Raw genomic sequence first — 19,471 nt, forward strand, 5'->3', positions numbered from 1 at the left:
AGGGGGAGGGTCGTCGTCCGCGGCCCCTGCCCGTACAGTTCCGGGTCGTTCCTGCCCGTGAGCAGCCAGAGGACCGGGGAGCTGAGCAGCCGTGCCGGCATGACACTCAGGGCGAACCGGCTCAGCGGGTCGGCCCATTGGACGTCGTCGACAGCGATCAGTACGGGCGTGCCCGCCGAGCGTTCCTCGATCAGCTGGGCCAGTCGTTCGACGAGCCAGATGCGCTGGCCGTGATGGCCCGCGAGCTCTGCGAAGTCCGTGCTGGACAGCAGCGGCGGGTCACCGTGCAGGAGGCCGGAGGCCAGTGAGGCGAGCGGTGCCAGCTCGTGCAGTTCCTCGGCGCGTCCATGGCTGACGACGAACCCGTGAGCCCGCGCGATCGAGACGGTCTCCTGCAGCAGTACGGTCTTCCCGATCCCGGGCTCGCCCAGGAGCAACGCGATCGCTCCTCCCTCGCCGTCGCGCACCGCCTCGACCAGGGCGCGCAGCCGCTCCAGCTCGGCTTCGCGGCCCCGCAGCCCGGGCCGGCTCAGCGCCGCGCTCCCGGGCACCGCCATGCCTTCCCCCTCGGGCCGGTCGGGGCTCATCCCTTGACCGATCCGGCGAGCAGTCCCCGTGCGAAGTGCCGCCGGAGGGAGAAGAACACGAGCAGCGGGACGAACGCCGCCACGAAGGCTCCTGCGGTGAGCCGCTGCCACTCGTTGCCGTACGTCCCGGCCAGGCTCGCCAGTCTGACCGTCATCGGCGCGGTCTCGGCCGTCCCGCCCGACAGCGTCAGTGCCACGAGGAGGTCGTTCCACACCCAGATGAACTGGATGATGGCGAAGGAGACCAGGGCCGGGCGGGCCAGGGGCAGCACGATCCGGAGGAGCAGCGTCCCGTGCGACGCTCCGTCGACGCGGGCGGCCTCGATCAGGTCCCGGGGCAGCGCCGCCAGGAAGTTGTGCAGGAGGAAAACCGCGAACGGCAGTGCGAAGACCGTGTGGGCGAACCAGATCTGGCCGAAACGCGCGGGACCGGGGAGGTTCCACGCGGGCAGGAACAGCCAGCCCTGGGAGAACAGCTTCAGGAGGGGGACGAGCGCCATCTGGAGCGGCACGACCTGGAGCGCGAAGATGCCGACGACGAGCGCGTCCCGCCCCCTGAAGTCGACCCACGCCAGGGCGTACGCCGCGAAGAACGCCAGCACGAGCGGGAACAGCACCGAGGGAAGGGTGATGACGACGGAGTTGACGAAGTACTCCGCAAGCGGCCCCGACCCGTTCCCGCCGCCGGACAGCACCTCGCCGTAGTTGTCGAGCGTGAGATGCGGCGTACCGAACACGGTCCACCAGCCCGTCGTCTTGATCTCCTCCTCGGGACGGAACGAGGAGAGCAGCAGACCGAGGGTCGGTGTCGTCCAGAGGACCGCGATCACCACGGCGATCGACGTGAAGGCGCGGGAGGCCAGACGCTCCCGGACGCCGCTCACCCCGCCCTCCTCTGTGCCCGGACCTGGTGGGCGACGAAGGGCGTGACGAGGACGAAGAGGAGCACGGCGAGCGCGGCGCCGCGGCCTGTCTCGCCGTAGCGGAAGGCCTGGTCGTACATCTCGTGGGCGATGACGCCCGTGCCGAACTGTCCTCCGGTCATGGTCTTGACGATGTCGAAGGCCTTGAAGGTGCCGATCGCCTGGACGAGGACCACGACGAGCAGAGTGGGCCTGATCGACGGCACGGTGATCCGCCAGAAGATCTGCCGGGGGGACGCGCCGTCGAGTCGGGCCGCCTCGGTCAGCTCTCCGGGAACGGCCCTGATCGCGCCGGCCAGCAGGACGGCCGCGAAGCCCGCCTGTGTCCACACCATCACCACGATGAGGAACAGAACGTTCCAGGGAGAGTCCACGAGCCATTGCCTCGGTTCGCCGCCGAACGCGACGACGAGCTGGTTCAGCAGCCCGATCTGCCCGGCCTCCGCGGGACGGTAGGCGTAGACGAACTTCCAGACGACACCCGCGCCGACGAAGGAGATCGCCATCGGCATCAGGACGAGGGACAGCGCGAACGCTCTGAACCGCGACCGTACGACGGCCGCCGCGTAGAGCAGACCGACCGAGGCTGCCAGCAACGGCACGAGCACCACCCACGCCAGGGTGTTGCGCAGCGCCACCGTCGCCCGGGGGTCGGTGACCATCCACGCGTAGTTGTCGAAGCCGGCCCACCCGTCTCCCCCGTTCTCCGTGAACGACAGCGCCAGGGTGCGCAGACCGGGCAGGAGGAGACCCACCGTGAGCAGCAGCAGCGCGGGGGCCAGCAGGAGAAGGGCCGCGGCCCTTCTCCGAACCGGCCCCCGGTGCAGCGCCAGCAGGATCAGGGAGACCACCGCCGCGAAGGCGGCGACGCCCTGGAGCAGGTACAGCAGCTTGGGCTGCTGGGCGACGGCGTCGAACGACATCAGTGGCTCGGCCAGGACCGTTCGACGGAGTCGGCGACCTGATGGGTGCTCGCGCCGCCGATCCAGTCGACGGCTCCCTTCCAGAACGTCCCGGCGCCGACCGAAGCGGGCATCAGGTCCGAACCGTCGAACCTGAACTGTGTCCTGGGATCCTGAAGCAGCTGGATCGAGAGCCTGTCGACAGGGGTGGCGGCATTCGCCGGATCCACGCCCTTGTTCGCCGAGACGAACGGGCCCTTCTTCATCCGCGCGTTCGCGAAGTCCGCAGAGGCCAGATATTCCTGATAGGCCCGCACTTCGGGTCGGTCGGCGAACGCCGCGGTGAACACTCCACCGCCCAGTACGGGGCGGTTGGCCGGTTCGGCCCCCGGCAGGAGGAAGGCGTAGACGTCCTTGTCCGGTCCGATCTCGGTGCCCTTCGGCCACATGTCGGCATAGAACGAGGCCTGGCGGTGCATCGCACAGTCGCCGGAGAGAATCGGTGTGCCGGCCTCTTGGAAGGAGATCGACGCCATCGAACGGGCCGGACCGAAACCACCGTTGGCGTACCGGTCGTTCTTGAGGACGGACCCCACGGTGTCCATGGCCTTGATCACCCGCGGGTCGTTGAACGGGATCTTGTGGGCGACCCACTGGTCGTAGACGTCCGTGCCCTGCTGACGCAGCAGGACGTCCTCGATCCAGTCCGTCACGGGCCAGCCGGTCGCCTCGGCGGACTCGATGCCCGCGCACCACGGCTTGACGCCCGACGCCGCGGCCTTCTCCGTCACGGCCATCAGCTCGGACCACGTACGGGGAACACTCAGTCCCCTGTCGCGGAAGAACTTCGGCGAGTACCAGACGAACGACTTCACGTTCGCGACCAGCGGCGTGCCGTAGAGGGTGCCGTTCACGGTCGCGTAGCTGTTCCAGTCCGCCGACCAGCCCTGCTTCGCGAGGGCCACGACCCCGGCGCTCGCGGGCTTGAGCTCGCCCTCCCGCGCAAAGCGTTCCAGGAGCCCGGGCTGAGGGAAGAACGCCACGTCAGGCGCACTCCCGCCGTCGACCCGGAGCTGGATCTGGGCCTCGAACTCCCCGTCCCCCTCGTAGTGGACGTCGATTCCCGTGCAGTCCGCGAAGTCCGCCCAGGTCTCTTCGAACAGGTCGGCCTCCCGGTCCCGGTTCTCCGCGTAGACGGTGACCTTGGTGCCGGGGTGCTTGCCGTACCTGGCGTACGGCCCACAGTCCACGGCCGTGTGCGACTGCGAACCACTGTCCTGCGGAACACCGCAGGCGGTGGCAAGGGCGGCGAGGGCGATGACGGCGAGCGCGAGCCTCGCGCCGAACCTCATGGGTGTAGCTCCTCCGATCGCCCGCCGAAGGATCCTCGGGGGCGATCAGAAGCTACCAGCGCGCGAACATTATCGACTAATCGTTCGATCCTGAACGATCGGGTCAGTGGGCGGTGGACCGGACCGCGTCCTGGATCAGCTCCGCCACGGCCTTGGGCTGGGCGAGCATGACCAGGTGGGAGGAGTCGACCTCGACGGTGGTCATGCCGGCGCGCTCGTACCCGTAGCGCTCCACGTCGGGGTTGATCGTGCGGTCGGACGAGGCGACCAGGCCCCACGAGGGCTTGGTCTTCCAGGCCGCGACAGGCGCCGCCTCCGAGAAGGCCCGTGCGGCCAGGGGGCGCTGGGAGACGGCGAGCACCGCGGCGAGGTCGGGGTCGACGTCCGCCGCGAAGAGGGCGGGGAACTTCTCGATCTCCACCGAGACGTCGGTGCCGGTCTCGGTGGAGCCTGCCATCGGGAACGGGGTGTAGACGAGCGCGTCGGCGAGACCGGAGTCGGGGAAGCGGCCCTGCAGCTCGCCCAGGCTCTCGCCCTCCTCCAGTGCGTATCCCGCGAGGTACACCAGTGCGCGGACGTTGTCCTCCGTCCCGGCGAGGGTGATGACGGCACCGCCGTAGGAGTGCCCGACCAGGATCACGGGGCCTTCGACGGCGCGGATCACCGAGGCGATGTACGCGGCGTCGTCGACGAGGCTGCGGTTGGGCACCGCCGGGGCGACCACTTCCATGCCGGCGGCGGTCAGCTCGGGGATGACGCGGGCGAAGCTGGAGGCGTCGGCGAAGGCGCCGTGGACCAGGATGACGGTGGGGCGGGCGTGTCGGGGCATGGGGGAACTCCTCTGTGCGTGACGGGGGATGGGGCTGGGGAAGCGGGAGAGGATGCGCGGTGCTTCACAGGCCGAAGCGGGCGCGCCTCGCCTCGGGCACCAGGTCGGTGTACTCGGGGTGCTTGCCGATCCAGCCCCGGACGAAGGGGCAGTACGGCAGGACGCGCAGCCCACGGGCCCGGGCGTCGTCGAGCGCTCCCCGGGCAAGGAGACCGCCCAAGCCCTGGCCGGCGAACCGGCTGTCGATCTCGGTGTGGATGAACGCGATCTCGCCCTCCGAGAGGTGGTACTCGGCGAAGCCCGCGGTCTCGGTGCCGTCGTCGCCGGCGAGGATCTCGTACCGGGACTTCTGGGGCCGGTCCGTCACCTGCGGTTCCATGGGGTACTCCTGTGCGGTCGTGGTGTGACGGGGTGGGTGGATGGGCTCGGTCAGAGCGTGCGGCGTACGCCCGCCTGGCGTTCCAGGTTGCGGAGCTGGACGGCCAGGTCGCCTTCCACGGCGAGGTGGGCGGGACCGCTGCGGCCGATGGGCAGGACCTGCTCGCTGCGCATGTCCTCGAGCATCAGGGCGAACGCCGTGTACATCGCGACCAGCGCCACCACGAGGCCGAGCGCACCGGACGTACGCGTCAGCCATCCGGCGCCGGTGATGCCCCCGAGACCGGTGGCCGCCCAGCGAGGCAGGGAGACCGCGAGAACGAGCCACAGCGCGCGCTTGGGCCGGGTCACGGCGGTCATCAGGGCCCCGAAGCAGAGGAGCGCCAGGTTGAACACGCCGAGAACCTGAAGGCCGTCGGCCGCACCACTGAGCATGATGAGCGAGTAGGGCAGCCAACTGCCGGCGAAGACCGCCATCAGCGTCGCCGCGATCACGTCACGGGCGCCGAAGGCCAGGAAACTCACCAGGAGTTGGAGGACGAAGGCCGGCAGCACGGTATAGGCGACGGCGGCGCGGGCCGCCTCGTCGAAGAGCCCGAGCTGGAGGCAGCCCGTCATCACGGAGGCGATGGCTATCGTGAAGAAGCCGAGCGGCATGGGTGAGGCGATGGGGCGCAGGTTGATCCGTGTCATCGACCGTAGGTCCGGTTCGAAACGGCGTCCCGGGGGCGCGTCCGGCGAGGTCGCCGGGGTGTCGCCGCTGTCGGCGGCGGGGGAGGCTGCGGACATCGGGGGAATCTCTCTTTCAGTGGTCGAAGCAGGGGTCGACGAAGGACGGCGTCGTGTCGGGGACGGAGCCCCGGGCGACGCGCCAGCGGCGGTGCTGCTCGGACTCGGCGACGGCCTCGGCCACGGCCGATGCCTGGCGGGCGCCGCTCTGGTAGCCGCCGAAGTGGACCACGGGGCTCCACTCCGGGGTGACCGGCGGGACGGCCTCGTCGAGACCCTCGTACTCGGCGGAGGCGTAGACGATGCGGCCGCCGACGACGGTGAGGACGGACTCGATGTCGGGAATGACGTCCTCGGGCACAGTGAGGAAGTCGTCGGAGAGGATCGTGAGGTCGCCGTAGCAGCCCTCTCGAAGGGTTCCCTTGACGTCCTGCTCGCCGGTGAGCTGCGCTCCGCCCCGGGTGTAGAGGCCGAGGGCGGTCTCCCGGTCGATCAGGTTCCCGGCCGGGTAGAGGGCCGTGCCGCCTACGGTGCGCCCGGTGACCAGCCAGTGGAGTGCGACCCAGGGGTTGTACGAGGAAACGCGGGTGGCGTCGGTTCCGGCGGCAACGGTCAGGCCTCGGTCGAGCATGGCCCGGACGGGCGGGGTGTGGGCGGCGGCCTCGGCGCCGTAGCGGTCGAGGAAGGCGGCGCCCTGGAAGGACATCCGGTTCTGCACGGACAGCGCGCCGCCGAGGGCCGCGATCCTGTCCAGACTGCCGGCCGAGACGGTCTCGGCGTGGTCGAAGAGCCAGCGGTTGCCGCCAGGGAACAGCCCTTCGGCCGCGAGCTTCTCGAAGACGGCCAGATCGCGGCGGATCGTCTCGTCGTAGGTCGCGTGGAGCCGGAAGCCCCAGCCGTTCTCAAGGAGAAGACGGACGGCGCTCTCGAATTCGGTCTCGTAGCCGGCGGCGAGTTCGGGCCGGGGTTCGGAGAAGTTCTCGAAGTCGGCAGCGGCCCAGGTGAGGTTCTCGCCCGCGCCGTTGAGCCGGAGCCACTCGTCCCCGTCCCCGGGCTTGACCATCTCGGTCCAGCGCTCCAGGTCGGCGAGCTCCTGCCCGGCCGTCTGCGGGAAGAGGTGGTAGGCGATCCGGAGGGTCAGCTCCCCCGACCTGGCGAGGTCGACGACCGTGGCGTAGTTGTCGGGGAAGTTCTGGAACCCGCCGGCGGCGTCGACCGCGGACGTCAGTCCGAAGCGGTTCAGCTCGCGCAGGAAGTGGCGTGTCGACGTCCGCTTGTCGGCCTCGTCGAGGGCCGGCGCCTTGGCCAGGGTCGAGTACAGGATGAGGGCGCTCGGGGCGGCGAGGAGGACGCCGTTGGGTTCGCCGTCCCGGCCGCGTACGATCTGCCCGCCGCGCGGGTCGGGGGTGTCGCGGGTGAATCCGGCGGCTTTGACGGCGGCCCGGTTCATCAGCGCCGACTGGTACAGGTGAAGGACGAACACGGGGGTGTCGGGGGCGGCGGCGTTCAGCTCGGCGACGGTCGGCATCCTGCGTTCGGCGAACTGTTCGGCGGTCCAGCCGCCCACGACGCGGATCCACTGCCCCTTGGGGGTGCGACCGGCCTGCTCGCGCAGCATCGCCAGGGCGTGGCGCAGACTGCGCACCCCGTCCCAGCGCAGTTCCAGGACGTAGTTCAGGCCGCCCCGGATGACGTGCAGGTGCGAGTCGTTGAGACCGGGGATCACCCTGCGGCCGAGGGCGTCGACGACCTTGGTCCCCGGACCGACGAGGTGGGCGAGGTCGTGGTCGTCGCCGAGGGCCGCGACCCGGCCGTCGCGGAGCGCGACGGCGCGAGCCTCGGGCCGGTCGGGGTCACCGGTGAAGACCTTGGCGTTGCGGACGAGGAGGTCGGCGTGCTCGTGCTCCCGACGCGGGGCGGGGACGAGGCCCGCCACCGGCATGCTCGTCGACGGCGCGGTCATGCGAGGGCCTTGCGCAGGGCGTCGGTGGCGAGACCGATGGCGAGTTCCGCGCCCTGCGTCTCGCGCAGCGCGTTCAGCATGACGAAGTCGTGGATGACCCCCTGGATGCGAAGGGCGGTGACGGGGACTCCGGCGGCGCGGAGCTTCGCCGCGTACGCCTCGCCCTCGTCGCGCAGGACGTCGGCCTCGGCGGTGACGATCAGGGCGGGCGGCAGGCCGGTGAGCTGCTCGGTGGTGGCGCGCAGCGGGGAGGCGGTGATCTGGGCGCGCTCGGCCTCGGCGGTCGTGTACTGGTCCCAGAACCACTTCATGGCGTCACGGCGCAGGAAGTAGCCCTCGCCGAACTGGTGGTACGAGTCGGTGTCGAAGCTCGCGTCCGTGACCGGGTAGAAGAGGACCTGCTGGACGATCGTGACGTCGCCTCGCTGCTTGGCCATGAGGGTGAGGGCGGCGCTCATGTTGCCGCCGACCGAGTCGCCCGCGACGGCGATGCGCGTGCCGTCAAGGTCCTTGTGGTGTCCCTCGCGGGCGACCCACTGGGCGACGCTGTAGTTCTGCTCGATCGCGACGGGGTAGCGCGCCTCGGGCGACAGGTCGTACTCGGGGAAGACCACGGCCGCCCCGGTGCCGACGGCGAGTTCGCGGACGAGCCGGTCGTGGGTGTGGGCGTTGCCGAAGACCCAGCCGGCGCCGTGGATGTAAAGGATGACGGGAAGCGGGCCGGTGGCGCCGCGTGGGCGGACGATCCGGGCGCGGACGTCGCCGGTCGGGCCTCCGTGGACGGTGGTCCACTCCTCGTCGACGTCCGGCAGGGGGACGCCCTCACCGTTCTGGACGTCGTCCACGGCCTTACGGCCTTCGGCGACGGGGATCTGGTAGAGGTACGGCGGCTGGGCGGTGGCATCGGCGAAGGCCTGGGCTGCGGGTTCGAGGACCGGACGGTTCTTCATGAGGGGCTCTCCTTCAGGGGATGTACGGGGCGGGTCGGAGCGTCAGCGGGTCGCCCGCACGGCGGCGAGGATGACGTGGGTGACCACGGCCGGGCGGGAGACCGCCACTGCATGGGACGCGTCCACTTCGGTGATGTGCGAACCGGCACGCCGGGCCATCCACCGTTCGGCGGCGGCCGGGATGTTCTTGTCGGCGGTGGCGATCAGCGCCCAGGACGGGATCGTCTTCCAGGCCGCCTCCCCGGCCTTCTCCTCCAGCGCGGCGGTGGCGACCGGGCGCTGGGTCGCGGCCATGACCGCCGCTTCGGCGGCGGGTACGTCGGCGGCGAACTGCCCGTGGAACTTGGCTCGTTCGATGACGAGTTCGGTGCCGGTGCCACCGCCGGGCAGCGGGTACGACCGCGGGTTCACGGTGTCGCCGAGGGTGGAGCCCGGGAACTTGGCGGCGAGCTCGGCCGCGCTCTCCCCCTTGTCCGGGGTGAACGCGGCGATGTAGACGAGGGCCTTCACACGGCTGTTGCCCACTGCGGCGCCACTGATGACGGCGCCTCCGTAGGAGTGGCCGACCAGGACGACGGGCCCGTCTACGGCGGCCAGCACGCTGCGCAGGTAGGCGGTGTCCGCGGCGAGACCGCGCAGCGGGTTGGCGGGCGCCAGGACGGGGTAGCCGGCGTGCTGCAGCCGCCGGATCGTGCCGCTCCAGCTGGAGGCGTCCGCGAACGCTCCGTGGACCAGGACGATCGTCGGCTTGGGGTCGTGCCGGTCGGTGTCGGCCGCGGCCGGGCGGCTCGCGGGTGCGGCGGGTACGGCGCCGATCAGGGCGGCCAGCGTCGCGGGCATGGCGAGGGCGAGGGTGCGCCTCGTGAGCTGCATGGGTGGGTGTTTCCTTGTCGGGTGGGGAAGCGTGGGGGTGTGCTCGGTCGAGCGGGAGGGGTGCGCCGCTCGGGCGGAGGGAGTGCGCCGGCCGGGCGGACGGGACCGGGCTCGGGAGAAGGGGGCCAGGCCTCAGAGGCCGTACGCCTCCAGGAGCCGGAGCCAGACCTCGCTCACCGTCGGGAAGGCGGGCACGGCGTGCCACAGGCGCTCCAGGGGGACCTCACCCACGATGGCCACGGTGGCCGTGTGGATGAGCTCGGTCGCCATCGGACCGGTGAGCGTGCAGCCGACGACGACCCCTCGGGTCTCGTCGACGACGAGCTTCGCGAGGCCGCGGTAGTCGTCCGCGTGGAGCGCGGCACCGGCGACGTCGTCGATGCGGTACTCGACCACGCGTACCGCGAGACCCGCTTCGCGTGCGGCGCGTTCCGTGAGACCGACGCTCGCGACCTCGGGACGGGTGAAGACGGCCTGGGGGACGGCAATGTGGTCGGCCTCCGCGCTCCATGGCTGTCGGCCGCCGGTGACGGCCGGTCGCCCTGCTGCCCGCTCGGCGATCGCCGCCGCGCAGGCGCGGGCCTGGTACTTGGCCATGTGGGTCAGCGGGGCACGGTGATTCACGTCGCCGACGGCGTAGAGCCATCCGCCATCGACGGCGGTGACCCGACAGGTGTCGTCGACCGGGAGCCAATCGCCCGCCGGAAGTCCGACGGAGTCCAGGCCGAGGTCCGCGGTGCGCGGGCGCCGGCCGACGGCGGCGAGGACCTCGTCGCAGACGAGAGCGGTGCCGTCGTCCGTGTTCACGGTCACCGTGCGGGTGTCGGCGTCACGGGCGACCCGGACGGCCGACACCCCGAAGCGGATCGTGACGCCCAGATCGCTCAGCCCCCGGGTGACCTCTTCGCCGGCACACGGCTCCCAGCCGGTCAGCAGGGCCTGGTCGCGGACCAGCAGGGTGACGGCGGCGCCGAGCGAGCACCAAGCGGTGGCCATCTCGCAGGCCACCACTCCCCCGCCGATGACGACGAGTCGCTCGGGCACCGCGTCGGCCGTGGTGGCCTGCCGGTTGGTCCACACACCGATCCGGTCGAGCCCGTCGACCGGCGGAAGTGCGGGCTCCGTGCCGGTGCAGACCACGACCGCGTGCCGGGCCCGCAGGGTACGGACCGTGCCGTCGGCCCCCGTCACCTCCACCCGGCGCTCACCGGCGAGCCGTCCGTGCCCCCGTACGAGCGCGATGCCCGCACCGTCGAGCCAGTCGGCCTGGCCGGTGTCGTCACCGCGCCCGGTGAAACGGTCACGCCGGGCCAGGACGCGCGCCGGGTCGAGTGCCGCCGTGACCGCCTGCCGGGCTCCGTCGACCGACCGTGCCGCAGCTCGGGCGGCGCCGGGTCGCAGCAGGGCCTTGCTCGGCACGCAGGCACGGTAGGAGCACTCGCCGCCGACCGCCTCGGCCTCGACGACGACGGCGGTCAGCCCCGACCGGACGGTCCGGTCGGCGGCGACCTCGCCGGCCGGACCGCCGCCGACCACGACGACGTCGTACGTGTCCATCAGCCGCGCACCAGTGGGGTGTCCACGAGGTGCTCGGCCAGGAACCACACCTGCGCCTCGCCGGTGCGAATGACCTCGGAGACGAGCAGGTCGGTGCTGCCCTCGTCGCCCTCCGCCGAGATCCGGGCGGCAGCGTCCCTCGCGTCGATCAGGATCCGCTCGTGCGCGTCGAGGAGCCGCGACAGCATGACGGGCACCGGCTCGACGCCGTCCGGCGGACGGGGGATCGCCGTCAGTTCCGCGACGTGGCGCGGGTCCCCGACAGCGACGCCGCCGAGGCTCTGGACCCGCTCGGCCAGCGCGTCCACGATGGCCAGTTGGGCCTCCGCGTGCTTGTCGAGCATGAGGTGGAGCGAGTAGAAGGTCGCTCCGCGCATGAGCCAGTGGTGCTTCTTGTAGAGGGAGTAGAGGATCTGCGTGTCGGCGAGAACACGGTTCAGCCGCTGGCAGGCGTACATGCGGCTGTCGTGGCCGAGGCCGATCGGCAGCTGCTTGAGCGTGCCGAACGCCTGGGTCTCGGCGCCCTTCTGGTGCAGCAGCGGCTGGCCGCCGCCGTGCGGGGTCGTGAGGGTGTCCATCGGGTGCTCCTGTTCGGGAGAGAGGGTGGGAAGGGCCCGGCCGCCCGGTCGGGGGTACGCGGACGGCCGGACCGGTCTGCGCGGCTCGCGCTCAGCGCTCGGCGATCGCCGGGGCGGCGGGCCGGTGTAGGACGAGCCTGGTGAGCAGCCCGCTGCCGAGACCGGCCACCAGCGCGAGGGCCGCCCACCACAGCGGGTACGGCGTGAGACCGAGAACCGCGTCGAGGGACCAGGCGCCGGGGCCGGTGGCGGCGAGGGCGGCGGCGGTGCCGATGAGGACGAGCGGGTACTCGTACCCGTCGTTCTGCACCCAGAGCCCGTGGCGCCACTTCACGGAGAGCGCGACCGTCATGACCCCGATGGCGCCGGTCGCGGCGAGCGGGGTCAGGAGGCCGGCGGCGAGCAGCAGGCCCGATCCGATCTGACCAGCGCCCGCCGCCAGGGCGGTGAGGGCACCGCCGCGGAAACCGTCGGCGCGGAACTCCTCGGTACCACCCTCGAGCCCCTTGCCGCCCAGGTGTGAGCTGATCTTCTGCACACCGTGGCCGGCGACGAGCAGTCCCACCAGCAGACGCAGGATCAGAATGCCGGTGTCCACGGGGGTCAGCCGGCGGCGTGAGCGCCGATGACGCTCTGCGCGTAGACGACGCCCAGGCCGTACGCGCCCGCGTGGGCCTTGACGATCTCCATGACCGCGCCGTACGTCTCCTGTCGCGCCCAGTCGCGCTGCAGTTCCAGGAGCACCTGCACCCAGGTCACCGGCACCGCGCCGGCGGCGATCATCCGCTGGAGCGCGTGCTCGTGGGCGGCCGGGCTGACGCCACCGGAGGCGTCGGAGACGACGTACACCTCGTATCCCTGCTCGAGCGCGGACAGCGCGGGCAGCACCAGGCAGACCTCGGTCCACAGGCCGGACAGGATGATCTTCTTGCGCCCGGTCGCCTTGACCGCCGCCACGAGCGCCTCGTCCTCCCAGGCGTTCATGGTCGTACGGTCGATGACCTCGTTCTTGGGGAACACCTCGGCGAGCTGCGGCAGCAGGGGCCCGGAGAACGACTCGGCGGCGACCGTGGTCAGGACGGCCGGCACATCGAATGCCTGAGCCGCCTTGGCCAGACCCACGGTGCTGTTGATGATCGCGGCGCGGTCGCCGCTGCCGGTGCCGAAGAACATCTGCGGCTGGTGGTCCACGAAGAGCATGACCGAGTTGTCGGGCGTGAGCAGATCCTTGCTCGGGGCGGCCTGCACCTTGTTGATGTCGAACATGAGGGGTCCTCTCGAAGCAGTCGGAACGTGCCCACCACCTCCGCGGCTCGGCACTTCTTCAAGCTACGAGCGACCCGACCGACCGCATTGACCTCCTGCGCCCAGGGGTTGGCACGACAGCGCACAACCGGTCAAGGGCGAGATCCGCGCAGTGTCACGGGCGCGAACGCGCGAGGCCGCGACTCCGGCACACTCGCCCCGAGACCCCTCCGAAACGGCGCGTAGCCACACCCCAACCCCACGAAGGGCCATCTCACCAGCGGGAACGCTGCCAGGAAGTACGCCTCCTCCGCAATCCGCGCAGGTCAGCGCGGTGAGGGCGAGGGCTTCAAGAGATCTCCTCCTGACCAACCCAGATCAAGCCGCGGTCTACGACAGACACACCCACAGTTCGCGACACCGCCCACCAGGAGCAACCCGCATTCGGGCTGACGAGCCGACGCCTGCGGATCCCCCAGAGGCACCCTGAGGGCACCCGGCCTCGACGGCTGAGGCCTCCTGGCACCGCCCGGTCCAGCGAGAAGGCACTCGCTCGGAATCGGCCATGCCCACGTGACCTTCGCGTCGGCAACGTCGATACTGCCGAGGATGAGAGCCCCATCCACCGCCTACCAGACGACCACACCACTTGACGCATCGTCATAGAAGTCAGCATCAGGTCAGCGTCAGCACCGACAGAAGGCACCCTCAGCCGCCACCGACCACCAAGATCATCTATTCCGGGGACGCAATCCGACCTGCGAAGACCCGGCAGGTACGCCCCTCCGCCAAAATCTCAAGGAGATACCCGTGAGGATGCTCATCAACGCCCCCGAGACAGTCGTCGCCGACGCGTTGCGCGGGATGGCCGCCGCTCATCCCGAGCTCGCCGTCGACGTGGAGCAGCGGGTCGTGATGTGGCGGGACGCGCCCGTGGCCGGGAAGGTCGCGCTGGTGTCCGGCGGCGGGTCCGGGCACGAGCCGTTGCACGGGGGGTTCGTCGGGCCCGGGATGCTGGCGGCCGCGTGTCCGGGGGAGGTGTTCACGTCTCCGGTGCCCGACCAGATGGTGCGGGCCGCGACGGCCGTCGACAGTGGCGCCGGGGTGTTGTTCGTCGTCAAGAACTACACCGGTGACGTGCTGAACTTCGAGATGGCGGCGGAGCTCGCCGAGGACGAGGGCATCCAGGTCGCCAAGGTGCTGGTCGACGACGACGTCGCCGTCACGGACAGTCTCTACACCGCCGGCCGGCGCGGGACCGGCGGCACGCTCTTCGTCGAGAAGATCGCGGGAGCCGCCGCCGAGGAGGGCGCGCCCCTTGAGCGGGTGGAGGCGATCGCCCGCCGGGTCAACGAGCGCTGCCGGTCCTTCGGGGTCGCCCTCAGCGCGTGCACCACCCCCGCCAAGGGCAGCCCCACCTTCGATCTCCCCGACGGCGAGCTGGAGTTGGGCATCGGCATCCACGGCGAGCCGGGCCGTGAGCGGCGGCCCATGATGACCTCACGGGAGATCGCGGACTTCGCCGTCGACGCCGTCATCGAGGACCTCCGCCCGTCCGGCCCGGTCATCGCCCTGGTCAACGGGATGGGCGCGACCCCGCTCCTGGAGTTGTACGGGTTCAACGCGGAGGTGCAGCGCGTGCTCGGCGAGCGGAGCGTGCCGGTGGCCCGGACCCTCGTCGGGAACTACGTGACCTCGCTGGACATGGCCGGCTGCTCGGTGACGCTGTGCGAGGTGGACGAGGAGCTTCTTCGTCTCTGGGACGCGCCCGTGGAGACGCCCGCGCTGCGCTGGGGCCGGTGAGACGAGCGATGGGAGAGGGAACCGACATGACGGAGACCTTCGGCGCGGACTTCCTGGTGCGCTGGCTCGCCGCGGTGGCGGAGGCCGTCGACCGGGAGGCGGACCGGCTCACCGAGCTGGACTCGGCCATCGGCGACGCCGACCACGGCGCCAATCTCAAGCGCGGGTTCGCCGCCGTGACCGAGACCCTGGCCAAGGAGCCGCCGGCGACGCCGGGCGCCGTGCTCACCACCGCCGGACGGCGGCTGATCTCCACGGTCGGCGGTGCGTCGGGACCGCTGTACGGCACGCTGCTGCGCCGTACCGGCAAGACGCTGGGCGACGACGAGCGCGTGACCCGGGAGCAGTTGGCCGAGGCCCTCGCTTCCGGTGTGGCCGCCGTGTCCCAGCTGGGCGGCGCGCAGGTGGGCGACAAGACCATGCTCGACGCGCTCGTGCCGGCCGTGGAGGGCCTGCGGGGCTCGTTCGGCGCGGCCCGCGCGGCCGCCGAGGAGGGCGCCCTCGCGACCGTACCGCTGCGGGCACGCAAGGGCAGGGCCAGCTATCTGGGCGAGCGGTCGGTGGGGCACCAGGATCCGGGGGCCACGTCCTCGGCGCTGCTGTTCGCCACGCTCGACGAGACCGCCCGTACGGAGGCGTCGAGCACCGAGGGGGCTTCATGAGCGCCGGGACCGGGACGGGGGCGGGGACCGGGTCCGGGACCGGGACCGGGACCAGCCCCGGCTCCAGCTCGGGCTTCGGCGCCGGTTCCGGTCTCGTCGGCATCGTGCTCGTCTCGCACAGCGCCGCCGTCGCGTCGGCCGTGGCCGAGCTGGCCCGGGGGCTCGCCGGCGGCGGCGAGCTCGCCCCGGTCCTCCCGGCCGGTGGGACTCCCGACGGTGGTCTGGGGACGAGTTCCGAGCTGATCTCCGAGGCGGCGAAGGGCGTCGACCGCGGTGCGGGCGTGGCGATCCTGGTCGATCTGGGGAGCGCGGTACTCACGGTGAAGGCGCTCCTCGCCGAGGGCGACGAACTGCCCGAGGGCTCCCGCCTGTTGGATGCCCCGTTCGTCGAGGGCACGGTCGCCGCGCTGGTCACGGCGAGCGCGGGCGGGGACCTCGACGCCGTGGCGGCGGCGGCCTCGGAGGCGTACGCCTATCGCAAGGGGTGAAGGCGACGAACGACGGTTCTCCGACGTCAAGCGGCTGAGTCTCAGGCGCTGTTTGGCCGAAACTCAGCCGCTGTGGCGGCATGGGTGCGACCTACCCTGGGAGATCACAACCGCGATCCGGTTGTGCGGCGGGCCTCTCCGGGAGCCGGCTTTCATCCGTGCGCCACCTGGCCCGGCCAGGTGATGGAGGAGGGGCGATGTCGGGCAGTCTGTCCGCTGTAGTGATTCTCGCGCTCGTGTGGTTCCTGGTCGCGCTGGTGCCCCTGCGCACCCCGTCCGCCCGCAAGGCATGGGCGAGGGGCGTACTCGGCGTCTCGGTCCTCCTGGTGGTCGGCGCGGCTCTGTTCGGCGCCAATGCGGACGTGGCGTCCGACTACGACGGCCCGGACCCCATGCTGCTCGCGGCGCTCGCGGCAGCGGTCGTCGTGGCGCCGGGTGCCATCGCGGCCCTCGTGCGGAGCGGCAGGAACAGCTAGGCCGGGGAGATCGGGGAGATCCACGGCGCCGCCACGGGACCCTACAAGCACCCACATTGTGATGTACCTGGTCAACGCACTAATGTCGCAGGGCCTTGGTGTACGGGAAACCGGTGAAGTACCGGTGCGGCCCTCGCCACTGTGATCGGGAGGTCCGGCTCCACCCCCGCGGGAGACACCCACGGGGAAGCCACTGGACCGCGATGGGAAACCGTCGTGGTGTGGGAAGGCGGAGTCCGGCGTATGACCGTCAGCCAGGAGACCGGCCAGGGTGCGTTGTCCATCCACGAGGTGCTGGAGAGGGTCTCCCGACCATGCATATAGCCGAGGGGTATCTGCCCCCTGTGCACGCCGCCGCCTGGGGCGTAGCGTCCGCGCCGTTCGTCGTCCACGGGGTCCGCGCGCTGACCCGCGAGGTGCGGTCGAACCCCGAGTCCACCCTGTTGCTCGGCGCCGCCGGCGCCTTCACCTTCGTCCTGTCGGCGCTCAAGTTGCCCTCAGTGACCGGTAGTTGCTCGCACCCGACCGGTACGGGTCTGGGTGCGATCCTGTTCCGGCCGCCGATCATGGCGGTCCTGGGAACGATCACCCTGCTCTTCCAGGCCCTGCTGCTCGCGCACGGCGGGCTGACCACGCTCGGCGCGAACGTCTTCTCGATGGCGATCGTCGGGCCCTGGGCGGGGTTCGGTACCTATCTGCTGCTCCGCCGGTTCGGTGCGCCGCTGATGGTCGCCGTCTTCTTCGGTGCGTTCGTCGCCGACCTGTCCACATACTGCGTGACCAGCGTGCAGCTGGCGCTCGCCTTCCCCGACCCAGGCAGCGGCATCCCCGGCGCGCTCGCCAAGTTCGGCGGGATCTTCGCCGTGACCCAGATCCCGCTCGCGGTGAGCGAGGGCCTGCTCACCGTGCTCGTGATGCGACTGCTCACGCAGTCGAGCAAGGGCGAGCTGATCCGGCTCGGCGTCCTCGCCGGGCGCAAGGCCGAGCGGCGCGAGGAGGCGACCGCGCGATGAGCCGCAACGCGAAGATCAACACCCTGCTGCTGCTCGTCGTCGCCGTGCTCGCGGTCCTGCCGCTCGCGCTGGGGCTCGGGGACCACAAGGAGGAACCGTTCACCGGGGCCGACGCGGAGGCGGAGACCGCGATCACGGAGCTCCAGCCGGACTACGAACCGTGGTTCAGCCCGCTGTACGAGCCGCCGTCCGGGGAGATCGAGTCGGCGCTGTTCGCTCTTCAGGCGGCCCTCGGCGCCGGTGTCCTGGCGTACTACTTCGGTCTGCGGCGTGGCCGCCGACAGGGGGCCGCCCGGGCGGAGGCGGCCGGGACGGCTGGGGCCAGGACGGAACCGGCCGAGGCGGCCGAGGCCAGGACGGAGGCCGAGGCGGCCGAGGCCATGACGGCTGAGGCCGGGACCGCGGCGAACGAAGGCGGCTCCGGCTCCGGCGGCGGGTCCGCCGGCGGGGCGGGCGCGTGGCCGCCGATGCTGCCGATCGACGCGGCGGCGCACAGCAGTCGCTGGCGCCGCCGACATCCGGCCGAGAAGTCGTTTCTCGGCTTCGGTCTGACGCTGTGCGCGGTGAGTCTGCCGCCGTGGCCGGGTGCGGTACTCGTGGCGGTGGCCACGCTCACGGTGCTGCTCGGTCCGGCCGGTGTGCCGGGCCGGGCGCTGTGGCGGGCGTTCCGCGTCCCGCTCGGATTCTGTGTCACGGGAGCGATTCCGCTGCTCTTCGAGGTGGGCGGTACGCGGGGGCTCGTCGCTCTCGCGCCGGGCGGCCCGGTGCAGGCGGGCGAGTTGCTGCTGCGGACCGCTTCGGCGTCGCTCGGGGTGCTGCTCTTCGCGTTCACGACGCCGGTGTCCGACGTCCTGCCCCGGCTCGTACGGGCGGGGGTGCCGGCGCCGGTGGTGGACGTGGCGCTGGTGATGTACCGGATCATCTTCCTGCTCCTCGACTCGCTGTCCAAGATCCGGCAGGCCCAGGCGGCCCGCCTCGGGCACACCACGCGGGCCGCGACCTGGCGTTCGCTCGCGGGCCTCGGCGCGACCACGTTCGTACGGGCCTTCGACCGGGCGCAGCGCCTGCAGTCGGGGCTCGCGGGGCGGGGGTACGACGGGACGCTGCGGGTCCTGGTGCCCGCGTGCGCGGTCTCCCGCCCGTTCCTCGCCGCGACGGGCGCGCTCCTTGCGGGGCTCGTCGCCCTCACCCTCGTACTGGAAAGGTTCCTTCCGTGACGTCTCCGGCCCCTCCGGCCCCTCCGCGTCCTCCATCGCCTCCGACCCCTGTCGTGGAACTGGTGAAGGCGGGCTTCGCGTACGAGGACGGGCCCCCGGTCCTGTCCGGCGTGGACTTCGCCGTCGCGGAGGGGCAGGCGGTCGCCCTGCTGGGCCGCAACGGCAGCGGCAAGACGACGTTGCTGCGGCTGCTCAGCGGCGGGCTCCGGTGCGGAAGCGGGTCGCTGCGCCTGGACGGTACGGAGGTGGCGTACGACCGGAAGGGGCTGACCCGGCTGCGGACGACCGTGCAACTGGTGGTGCAGGATCCGGACGACCAGTTGTTCGCCGCGTCGGTCGGCCAGGACGTGTCGTTCGGTCCGATGAACCTGGGGCTGCCTGAGGACGAGGTACGGCGACGGGTGCGGGAGGCCCTGGAGGCGCTGGACATCGTGGCGCTCGCGGACCGGCCGACGCATCTGCTGTCGTACGGGCAGCGCAAGCGGGCGGCGATCGCGGGCGCCGTGGCCATGCGGCCGCGGGTCCTGATCATGGACGAGCCGACGGCCGGCCTCGACCCGCACGGGCAGGAGCGGCTGCTCGACGCGCTTGAGCGGCTGCGGGAGGCCGGGACGACGGTGCTGATGGCCACGCACGACGTGGATCTGGCGTTGCGCTGGGCGGACGAGGCGGCGGTGCTCGCCCCTTCGGGCCTGCGGACCGGCCCGGTCGCGGAGCTCCTCGCGGACGACGCGCTGCTCGACGAGGCCCGGCTGCGGCACCCCTGGGGCACGGCGGTGGCACGGCTGCTTCGCACTCACGGCCTGCTCGCCGCGGGCGCTCCGGAGCCGCGCACCCCGGAGGATCTGGAGGCCTGGAGCGGTACGGGGATGACGGGCGGGGCCCGCCGAGCGCGGTGAGCCGGGCTTCCGGGGCGTCCGATCGCGCGGCGCCCCGGTCCGCGCCC

At 71.7% G+C, this 19,471-nt stretch carries 20 protein-coding genes, 2 pseudogenes and 1 riboswitch; of the genes and pseudogenes, 8 read left to right on the top strand and 14 right to left on the bottom strand.

Going from position 1 to position 19,471, the window contains the following annotated elements; translation table 11 throughout:
• Positions 1–125: 125 nt before the first annotated feature.
• The 14 genes and pseudogenes from OG462_RS06535 to OG462_RS06600 form a co-directional block, all read right to left on the bottom strand.
• Positions 126–587 (bottom strand): annotated as a pseudogene (locus tag OG462_RS06535) (ATP-binding protein); the annotation flags it as partial.
• Positions 584–1,471 carry a carbohydrate ABC transporter permease gene (locus OG462_RS06540; RefSeq protein ID WP_406055343.1) on the bottom strand — a complete coding sequence of 296 codons (888 nt, stop codon included), beginning with the start codon at positions 1,469–1,471 and terminating at the stop codon, positions 584–586. The gene OG462_RS06540 and the pseudogene OG462_RS06535, both read right to left, overlap by 4 nt.
• Complete coding sequence (locus OG462_RS06545; protein ID WP_406055345.1) at positions 1,468–2,433, bottom strand: carbohydrate ABC transporter permease; 966 nt, start codon at positions 2,431–2,433, stop codon at positions 1,468–1,470. Before OG462_RS06545 ends, OG462_RS06540 begins: the two co-directional genes overlap by 4 nt.
• The gene (locus tag OG462_RS06550; RefSeq protein ID WP_406055347.1) at positions 2,433–3,764 is read right to left on the bottom strand and encodes an ABC transporter substrate-binding protein; all 1,332 of its coding nucleotides are present in this window, start codon (positions 3,762–3,764) and stop codon (positions 2,433–2,435) included. The genes OG462_RS06545 and OG462_RS06550 overlap by 1 nt, the downstream gene beginning before the upstream one ends.
• Before the next feature lie 103 nt (positions 3,765–3,867).
• Positions 3,868–4,593 carry an alpha/beta fold hydrolase gene (locus tag OG462_RS06555; protein ID WP_406055349.1) on the bottom strand — a complete coding sequence of 242 codons (726 nt, stop codon included), beginning with the start codon at positions 4,591–4,593 and terminating at the stop codon, positions 3,868–3,870.
• Positions 4,594–4,657: 64 nt separating this feature from the next.
• Positions 4,658–4,972 carry a GNAT family N-acetyltransferase gene (locus OG462_RS06560; RefSeq protein WP_406055351.1) on the bottom strand — a complete coding sequence of 105 codons (315 nt, stop codon included), beginning with the start codon at positions 4,970–4,972 and terminating at the stop codon, positions 4,658–4,660.
• A gap of 50 nt (positions 4,973–5,022) precedes the next feature.
• A complete protein-coding gene (locus OG462_RS06565; protein ID WP_406055353.1) occupies positions 5,023–5,760 on the bottom strand; it encodes a GPR1/FUN34/YaaH family transporter in 738 nt (245 codons plus the stop codon).
• A gap of 16 nt (positions 5,761–5,776) precedes the next feature.
• Positions 5,777–7,663, bottom strand: coding sequence for an amidohydrolase (locus OG462_RS06570; protein WP_406055355.1), 1,887 nt, complete (start codon positions 7,661–7,663; stop codon positions 5,777–5,779).
• Positions 7,660–8,613, bottom strand: coding sequence for an alpha/beta hydrolase (locus OG462_RS06575; RefSeq protein WP_406055357.1), 954 nt, complete (start codon positions 8,611–8,613; stop codon positions 7,660–7,662). The genes OG462_RS06570 and OG462_RS06575 overlap by 4 nt, the downstream gene beginning before the upstream one ends.
• Positions 8,614–8,655: 42 nt before the next feature.
• Positions 8,656–9,486 carry an alpha/beta fold hydrolase gene (locus tag OG462_RS06580; protein WP_141299877.1) on the bottom strand — a complete coding sequence of 277 codons (831 nt, stop codon included), beginning with the start codon at positions 9,484–9,486 and terminating at the stop codon, positions 8,656–8,658.
• A 132-nt stretch (positions 9,487–9,618) separates the two neighbouring features.
• A complete protein-coding gene (locus OG462_RS06585; RefSeq protein WP_406055359.1) occupies positions 9,619–11,043 on the bottom strand; it encodes a dihydrolipoyl dehydrogenase family protein in 1,425 nt (474 codons plus the stop codon).
• A complete protein-coding gene (locus OG462_RS06590; RefSeq protein ID WP_406055361.1) occupies positions 11,043–11,621 on the bottom strand; it encodes a Dps family protein in 579 nt (192 codons plus the stop codon). Before OG462_RS06590 ends, OG462_RS06585 begins: the two co-directional genes overlap by 1 nt.
• 91 nt (positions 11,622–11,712) lie before the next feature.
• A complete protein-coding gene (locus OG462_RS06595; protein ID WP_406055363.1) occupies positions 11,713–12,219 on the bottom strand; it encodes a DoxX family membrane protein in 507 nt (168 codons plus the stop codon).
• Between the two features lie 5 nt (positions 12,220–12,224).
• Positions 12,225–12,887: a hydrolase gene (locus tag OG462_RS06600; protein ID WP_406055364.1), complete on the bottom strand. Its 663-nt coding sequence runs from the start codon at positions 12,885–12,887 to the stop codon at positions 12,225–12,227.
• Between the two features lie 789 nt (positions 12,888–13,676).
• Between OG462_RS06600 and dhaK the strand changes: the two genes are divergently transcribed.
• The 8 genes and pseudogenes from dhaK to OG462_RS06640 all read left to right on the top strand — a co-directional run bounded on the left by dhaK (position 13,677) and on the right by OG462_RS06640 (position 19,424).
• Positions 13,677–14,669 (top strand): dihydroxyacetone kinase subunit DhaK, encoded by a 993-nt coding sequence (dhaK, locus tag OG462_RS06605; RefSeq protein ID WP_406055366.1) that lies wholly within the window; start codon positions 13,677–13,679, stop codon positions 14,667–14,669.
• Between the two features lie 26 nt (positions 14,670–14,695).
• Positions 14,696–15,331: a dihydroxyacetone kinase subunit DhaL gene (gene dhaL, locus OG462_RS06610; RefSeq protein ID WP_406055367.1), complete on the top strand. Its 636-nt coding sequence runs from the start codon at positions 14,696–14,698 to the stop codon at positions 15,329–15,331.
• Complete coding sequence (locus tag OG462_RS06615; RefSeq protein WP_406055368.1) at positions 15,328–15,819, top strand: PTS-dependent dihydroxyacetone kinase phosphotransferase subunit DhaM; 492 nt, start codon at positions 15,328–15,330, stop codon at positions 15,817–15,819. Before dhaL ends, OG462_RS06615 begins: the two co-directional genes overlap by 4 nt.
• 197 nt (positions 15,820–16,016) lie before the next feature.
• Entirely contained in the window at positions 16,017–16,295 is a 279-nt protein-coding gene (locus OG462_RS06620) for a hypothetical protein (RefSeq protein WP_406055370.1), read from the top strand.
• Positions 16,296–16,346: 51 nt separating this feature from the next.
• Positions 16,347–16,581: riboswitch (cobalamin riboswitch) on the top strand.
• A 28-nt stretch (positions 16,582–16,609) separates the two neighbouring features.
• Positions 16,610–17,308, top strand: a complete 699-nt coding sequence (locus OG462_RS06625) for an energy-coupling factor ABC transporter permease (RefSeq protein ID WP_406055372.1) — start codon at positions 16,610–16,612, stop codon at positions 17,306–17,308.
• Positions 17,305–17,553, top strand: a pseudogene (locus tag OG462_RS06630) (energy-coupling factor ABC transporter substrate-binding protein); the annotation flags it as partial. The gene OG462_RS06625 and the pseudogene OG462_RS06630, both read left to right, overlap by 4 nt.
• A gap of 222 nt (positions 17,554–17,775) precedes the next feature.
• Positions 17,776–18,525, top strand: coding sequence for a cobalt ECF transporter T component CbiQ (gene cbiQ / locus OG462_RS06635; protein WP_406066392.1), 750 nt, complete (start codon positions 17,776–17,778; stop codon positions 18,523–18,525).
• Between the two features lie 53 nt (positions 18,526–18,578).
• Positions 18,579–19,424: an energy-coupling factor ABC transporter ATP-binding protein gene (locus tag OG462_RS06640; RefSeq protein WP_406055374.1), complete on the top strand. Its 846-nt coding sequence runs from the start codon at positions 18,579–18,581 to the stop codon at positions 19,422–19,424.
• Positions 19,425–19,471 lie beyond the last annotated feature (47 nt).

It is taken from the genome of Streptomyces sp. NBC_01077, from assembly GCF_045162855.1.
In the GTDB taxonomy this organism is placed as follows: Bacteria; Actinomycetota; Actinomycetes; order Streptomycetales; family Streptomycetaceae; genus Streptomyces.